The sequence below is a fragment of the Streptomyces chlorus genome, assembly GCF_042655885.1.
Classification (GTDB): Bacteria; Actinomycetota; Actinomycetes; order Streptomycetales; family Streptomycetaceae; genus Streptomyces; species Streptomyces chlorus.
The window spans coordinates 26,943-33,680 of the sequence record NZ_JBHSOA010000141.1; the positions used below are offsets into that span (position 1 = coordinate 26,943).

Sequence of the window (6,738 nt, forward strand, 5' to 3'; positions counted from 1 at the left end):
CAGAACACTAGTAATTTTCGACACCGCGATGGGGTGCACTGTGTGCGTCGGCGTTCGGGCCGGCTCTGCCAACCGGAGCGTCTTTCCGTGCTGCTGAGACTTCTGCGTACCCATGTGCGCCCGTACCGGCGTGCCGTCGCCCTGCTAATCCTTCTGCAACTGGTCCAGATCCTCGGGACGCTGCTGCTGCCGACGCTGGGCGCGGCTCTGATCGACAACGGCGTGGTCGCCCGCGACAACGGCTACATCGCCCGGCTCGGCGGCCTGATGGTCGCGGTGGCCTTCGTCCAGGTCCTCGCGGCGGTCGGCGCGGTGTCCCTGGCCGCCCGCACCGCGATGGCGATGGGACGCGACATCCGGTCCGTCGTCTTCCGCCGGGTGCTGGACTTCTCCGCCCGTGAGGTGGGCCGCTTCGGAACGCCGTCGCTGCTGACCCGCACGGTCAACGACGTCCAGCAGGTGCAGACGCTGGCCCAGTCGGGCTTCGGCATCGTGGTGGCCGCACCCCTGATGTGTCTGGGCAGCGTCGTGCTGGCGCTCCGCCAGGACGTCCCGCTGGCGCTGATCCTGGTGCTGCTGGTGCTGGTCGTCGGCGTGGCGTTCGGTCTGCTCCTGGCCCGTATGGGCGCCCTCTACGCCCGCATGCAGACCGGTCTGGACCGGCTCGGCCGGATGCTGCGCGAGCAGATCACCGGGGTGCGCGTGGTGCGCTCCTTCGTCCGGGACGGCTACGAGCGCGAGCGGTTCGCCCGTACCAGCACGGAACTGTTCGAGGTCTCGCAGCGGGTCGGCCGCCTCATCGCGTCGATGCTGCCCGTGGTGCTGCTCCTCATGAACGCCTTCACGGTCGCGATCCTCTGGGCGGGCGCCCACCGGATCGACGGCGGGGCGATGCGCATCGGCGCGCTCAGCGCGTTCCTGATGTATCTCTCGCTGATCCTGATGTCGGTCGTGATGGTCGCGTTCGTGTTCCTCTCGGTGCCCCGCGCGCGGGTGTCCGCCGCGCGCATCCAGGAGGCCGTGGGGACGTCGTCGAGCGTCGTCCGGCCGTCCCTGCCGGTGCCTGCCGCGCCGGACGCGGCGGGCCATGTCGAGCTGCGCGGCGCGGAGTTCCGCTACCCGGGCGCCGAGAAGCCTGTGCTCCAGGGGATCGGTCTGAGCGCCGGCCCCGGGGAGAACGTGGCGATCCTCGGCTCCACGGGCAGCGGCAAGACGACACTGCTCAACCTCGTGCTGCGGCTGTTCGACGCCACCGAGGGCTCGGTGCGGGTCAACGGCGTCGACGTCCGGGAGCTGGATCCCGAGGACCTGGGCCGGACCGTGGGCTTCGTCCCGCAGCGCCCCTATCTCTTCTCCGGGACGGTCGCGACCAATCTGCGCTTCGGCGACCCGGACGCCACCGACGACGAGTTGTGGCGGGTCCTGCGGATCGCCCAGGCCGACACGTTCGTCGCGAACATGCCCGACGGGCTCGACACCGAGATCTCCCAGGGCGGCACGAACGTCTCGGGCGGCCAGCGACAGCGTCTCGCCATCGCGCGCACCCTGCTGCGGCGGCCCGCCGTCTACCTCTTCGACGACTGCTTCTCCGCGCTCGACCACGCCACGGACGCCGCGCTGCGGACCGCCCTGGCGCCGGAGACCGCCGGAGCGACCGTGATCACGGTCGCCCAGCGGATCGCCCAGGTCCAGTACGCCGACCGCATCGTGATCCTCGACGCCGGCCGGGTCGTCGGCACGGGCACCCACGACGAACTGCTGTGCGACAACGCCACCTACCGCGAAATCGCCCTCTCCCAGCTCACCGAGGAGGAGACCGTTCATGGTCTCGCCGGACGGCCGTAGGGCCTGCCTGAGAAGTCACCCCCGGCCGGCGGCGCCCGGTGCGCACCCGCGCCGCGCCGTCGCCCCGTCCGCGCTCGTCCGGGACACGGCGGACGCCGTCCCCCGCGCGCTCGCGCACCGGGCGCCGCGCACCACGTCCCTCGGGCGAACGGCGGGCCGGTGAAAACACCTCCCGAGCAGCCCGAGAAGCGCGGTACCGGCCGCCGTCTGCTCGGCCTGCTGCTTCCGCACCGCCCCCGCATCGCCGTCGCGCTCCTCGTGGGAATCGTCGGGATCGTACTCAACGCGTTCGGTCCGCTCCTGCTCGGCAGGGCCACCGACCTGATCTTCGACTCCCTCCTCGACGGGTCGGACATCGACTTCGGCGCGGTCGGGCGGCTGCTGCTGATCCTGCTCGCGCTGTACGGCGCGGCCTCGCTGTTCATGCTGGCGCAGGGCCGGCTGGTCGCGGCCGTCGTCCAGCGGGTGGTCTTCGACCTGCGGCAGAGCGCCCAGGACAAGCTCGGCCGGCTGCCGCTGCGCTACTTCGACCGCAACCCTGCGGGCGAGGTGCTGAGCCGCACCACCAACGACGTCGACAATCTCCAGCAGACCCTCCAGCAGACCCTGGCCGAGCTGATCACCTCGGTCTTCTCCATCATCACCATGCTCGTCCTGATGCTGGTCATCTCGCCGTCGCTCGCGCTGGTCATGCTCGCCGGCGTGCCGGTCTCCGGGGTGCTCGCCGCGTGGATCAGCAAGCGCGCCCAGCCCCGCTTCACGGACCAGTGGGACGCCAACGGCTCGATGAACGCACAGGTGGAAGAGGTCTACACGGGCCATTCCCTGATCAAGGGGTTCGGCAGGCGCGAGCGGGCCGAGGAGCGCTTCGACAAGCTCAACGACGCGCTGTTCCGGGCAGGCGCCAAGGCCCAGTTCGCCTCGGGCACCATCGAGCCCGCCATGATGTTCATCGCCAACCTCGGCTACGTGGCCGTGGCCGTGGTGGGCGCCTGGAAAGTGGTCAGCGGCGAGCTGACCCTCGGCGACGTACAGGCGTTCATCCTGTACTCCCGGCAGTTCAGCCAGCCGATCGTGCAGGTCGCCGCGGTGGCCGGCCATCTCCAGTCCGGGATCGCCTCGGGCGCCCGGGTCTTCACCCTGCTCGACGCCGAGGAGCAGAGCCCCGACCCTTCGCGTCCGGCGCGCGCCGAGACGGCGGCCGGGCGGGTGGAGTTCGAGGGGGTGTCGTTCCGCTACTCCCCCGGCAGGCCGCTGATCGAGGACCTCTCGCTGACGGTCGAACCCGGCAGCACGGTGGCGATCGTCGGCCCGACCGGGGCCGGCAAGACCACGCTCGGCAATCTCCTGCTGCGCTTCTACGAGGTCGACGAGGGCCGGATCCTGCTCGACGGCGCGGACATCGCGGCGATGACCCGCGACGGCCTGCGCGCGCAGTTCGGCCTGGTGCTCCAGGACACCTGGCTGTTCGGCGGCTCGATCGCCGAGAACATCGCCTACGGCCGCGCCGGGGCGACGCGTGAGGAGATCGTGGCCGCGGCGAGCGCCACCTGCGCCGACCGTTTCATCCGTACGCTGCCGGACGGCTACGACACCGTGCTGGACGACGAGTCCGCCGGGGTGAGCGCGGGCGAGAAACAGCTGATCACCGTGGCCAGGGCCTTCCTCGCGAAGCCCGCGGTGCTGGTGCTCGACGAGGCCACGAGCTCCGTCGACACCCGCACCGAGGTGCTGATCCAGCGCGCGATGAACACCCTGCGCGAGGGCAGGACCAGCTTCGTCATCGCGCACCGCCTCTCCACCATCCGCGACGCGGATGTCATTGTGGTCATGGAATCGGGCCGGATCGTCGAACGCGGCACCCACGACGAGCTGATCCGTGAACAGGGCGCCTACGCCCGCCTGTACGACGCCCGCACCCAGGGCCCCGCCGGGAACGACGGGCAGCCGGTGGCGGGCGCCCTGCCGGCGGGATCGGCGCACCAACCCGACCCTGTGTGAGCGAGCCCGGCCGATGAGCGATAAGGACCGTACTGTGCCTGCCGGAAAACTCCTCGCCGTGAGCGATCTCCATGTCGTGTACGACGACAACCGCACGCTGGTCGAGAAACTGCGCCCGGCCTCGGACGACGACTGGCTGATCGTCGCGGGCGACGTCGCCGAGAAGTACGCCGACGTCGAGTGGGCGCTGCGGCTGCTCAGCGGCCGGTTCTCCCGGGTGATCTGGGCTCCGGGCAACCACGAGCTGTGGACCCACCCGCAGGACCCGTGCGAGCTGCGCGGCGAGGAGCGCTATCTGCGGCTGGTCCGGCTCTGCCGGGAACTGGGCATATCCACCCCCGAGGACCCCTACCCCGTATGGCGGGGCGACGGTGGGCCGGTGGTGGTCGCGCCGCTGTTCGTCCTCTACGACTACTCGTTCCTGGCTCCCGGCGCCACGACCAAGAAGGAGTCGCTGCGGCTCGCCCACGAGTCGGGCGTGGTCTGCTCCGACGAGTACTTCCTGCACCCCGACCCCTACCCCAGCAGGGACGCCTGGTGCCGGTCCCGGGTCGAGGAGACCGAGCGCCGGCTGTCGGCCGTCGATCCGTCGCTGCCCACGGTCCTGGTCAGTCACTATCCGCTGGTCCGCGCCCCCACCCGCGTACTGCACTACCCGCAGTTCGCGCAGTGGTGCGGCACGGAGCTGACCGCCGACTGGCATGTGCGCTTCCGCGCCGCCGCCGTCGTCTACGGCCACCTCCACATCCCCCGGGTCACCCGCCACGACGGGGTGCGCTTCGAAGAGGTGTCGATCGGCTATCCGCGGGAATGGCGCAAACGCCCGTCACGGATACCGCTGCGCCAGATCCTGCCGGAGCCGGCCGGACAGGCCGCCCGGTGATCCGCTCGGTGCTGCCCGCCGAGGTGGCGGCCGAGGTGGCGTACGACGACACGCGTGCACCGGACGACAAGCTGTTCCCGCAGGAGCTGGCGCTGATCGAGCGCTCGGTCCCCAAGCGGCAGCGGGAGTTCACGACCGTACGCTTCCTGGCCAGGCGCGCGCTGCGCAGCCTGGGACAGCAGCCCGTGCCGCTGCTGCCCAACCGACGCGGGGCGCCTCAGTGGCCGCAGGGGATCGTGGGCAGCATGACGCACTGCGACGGCTACCGCGCGGCGGTGGTGGCGCGGTCCGACACGACCGCCGCGCTCGGCATCGACGCGGAGCCGGACGCTCCGCTGCCCGACGGCGTGCTCGACACCATCGCGCTGCCGCACGAGACCGCCCTCATCGCCTCGCTGGCCGCCCGGCACCCCGGCGTCAGCTGGGACCGGCTCGTCTTCAGCGCCAAGGAGAGCGTCTTCAAGGTGTGGTACCCGCTCACCGGACGCGAACTCAACTTCTCGGAGGCGCAGATCGACATCAGCCCGGTCGAGCGGACTTTCCGGGCGCGGCTTCTGGTGCCGGGACCGCTCGTGGCGGGCGCCCGCATCGGTGAGTTCCACGGCCGGTGGACCGCCGGGCGCGGCCTGGTGGCAACGGCCATCCATCTGACCCACGCCGCACCGCAGACCCGCGTCACGGCGGCCCGCACGGACGGGCGTGACGAGGGGACGGCCGCCACCGCGCTCCAGGCCCCGCCGGTGAACCGCCCCGGGTCAGGTGGAGGCTCAATTTCATGCAAGGATTGAGTCATGGCACGACCCTCCCGTTACCCGCTTGAGCTGCGCCGTCGTGCGGTGCGCATGGTCGCCGAGGTGCGCGACGATTACCCGAACGAGACGGCCGCTTTGCAGGCGGTCACCGACAAGCTCGGCATCGGCTCCCGCGAGACGCTTCGGAACTGGGTGAAGCAGCACGAGATCGACGCGGGGACGCGTCCGGGGACGACGACGGAGGAGTCCGCCCAGCTCAAGGCGTTGAAGAAGGAGAACGCCGAGCTGAAGCGGGCGAATGAGATTCTGAAGGCGGCGGCGAGTTTCTTCGCGGCCGAGCTCGACCGGCCACACACGCGCTCGTAACGTTCATCGACGAGCACCGGGACCGCTTCGGCGGCGTCGAGCCGATCTGCAGGACGCTCACCGAGCACGACTGCAGGATCGCCCCTTCCACGTACTACGCTCACAAGAAACGCCTCCAAGCCCCCTCCGCCCGCCGCATGCGCGATGCGGAGCTCAAGGAGCGGATCCAGAACGTCTACACGTCCAACTACCGCGTCTACGGGGCCCGGAAGATCTGGCGCGAGCTGAACCGGCAGGGACATGCGGTGGCCCGCTGCACCGTCGAGCGCCTGATGCGTGAACTCGGGGTCCAGGGCGCGGTGCGCGGCAAGCGCATCATCACCACGATCCCCGGCGGGCAGGTCGAGCGGGCCCCTGATCTGGTCGACCGCGACTTCGTCGCCGGCGCTCCGAACCGGTGCTGGGTGGCGGACTTCACGCACGTGAAGACCTGGTCCGCGACCGTCTATGTCGCGTTCGTCGTGGACACCTTCTCCCGCCGGATCGTCGGCTGGTCCGCGGCCACGGTGAAGGAGACCGTCTTCGTCCTGGACGCCCTGGAGATGGCCATCTGGCAACGCGACCGCGATCAACAGCCCGTTCAGCCAGGAGAGTTGATCCATCACTCCGACGCCGGGTCGCAGTACACGTCGTTCAAGCTCGCCGAGCATCTGGACGCCGCCGGCATCGCAGCTTCCATCGGCTCGGTCGGTGACGCGTACGACAACGCCCTGATGGAGTCGACGATCGGCCTGTTCAAAACCGAGTTGATCAAGCCGCAGCGGCCCTGGAAGACGCTCTCCCAGGTCGAGTTGGCTACCGCCGAGTGGGTCGACTGGTACAACCACCGCAGGCTCCACGGTGAGATAGGCCACGTCCCGCCCGTCGAATACGAAGCCAACTACTACACCG

5 protein-coding genes are annotated in these 6,738 nt (G+C 70.3%); all 5 read left to right on the forward strand.

Annotated features, from left to right (window positions below):
* The first annotated feature begins 87 nt into the window (after window positions 1-87).
* Window positions 88-1,845 (forward strand): ABC transporter ATP-binding protein, encoded by a 1,758-nt coding sequence (locus tag ACFPZI_RS36840; RefSeq protein ID WP_381371525.1) that lies wholly within the window; start codon window positions 88-90, stop codon window positions 1,843-1,845.
* A 159-nt stretch (window positions 1,846-2,004) separates the two neighbouring features.
* Window positions 2,005-3,846, forward strand: a complete 1,842-nt coding sequence (locus ACFPZI_RS36845) for an ABC transporter ATP-binding protein (protein ID WP_381371526.1) — start codon at window positions 2,005-2,007, stop codon at window positions 3,844-3,846.
* Window positions 3,847-3,859: 13 nt separating this feature from the next.
* Window positions 3,860-4,729 (forward strand): metallophosphoesterase family protein, encoded by an 870-nt coding sequence (locus tag ACFPZI_RS36850; RefSeq protein ID WP_381371527.1) that lies wholly within the window; start codon window positions 3,860-3,862, stop codon window positions 4,727-4,729.
* On the forward strand, window positions 4,726-5,517 hold the full coding sequence (locus ACFPZI_RS36855) for a 4'-phosphopantetheinyl transferase family protein (RefSeq protein ID WP_381371528.1): 792 nt from the start codon (window positions 4,726-4,728) through the stop codon (window positions 5,515-5,517). Before ACFPZI_RS36850 ends, ACFPZI_RS36855 begins: the two co-directional genes overlap by 4 nt.
* A 3-nt stretch (window positions 5,518-5,520) precedes the next feature.
* Window positions 5,521-6,738 (forward strand): IS3 family transposase gene (locus ACFPZI_RS36860; RefSeq protein WP_381371529.1). Its coding sequence is split into 2 segments (ribosomal slippage), with 1,219 coding nucleotides annotated over them: window positions 5,521-5,803 and window positions 5,803-6,738; the frame shifts between segments, so codons are not numbered across the junction. This gene is flagged as partial in the annotation.

What these genes read in the sequence shown, in the direction of transcription:
- ACFPZI_RS36850 (WP_381371527.1), top strand. Translation starts at nt 3,860, where the DNA reads ATGAGCGATAAGGACCGTACTGTGCCTGCCGGAAAACTCCTCGCCGTG.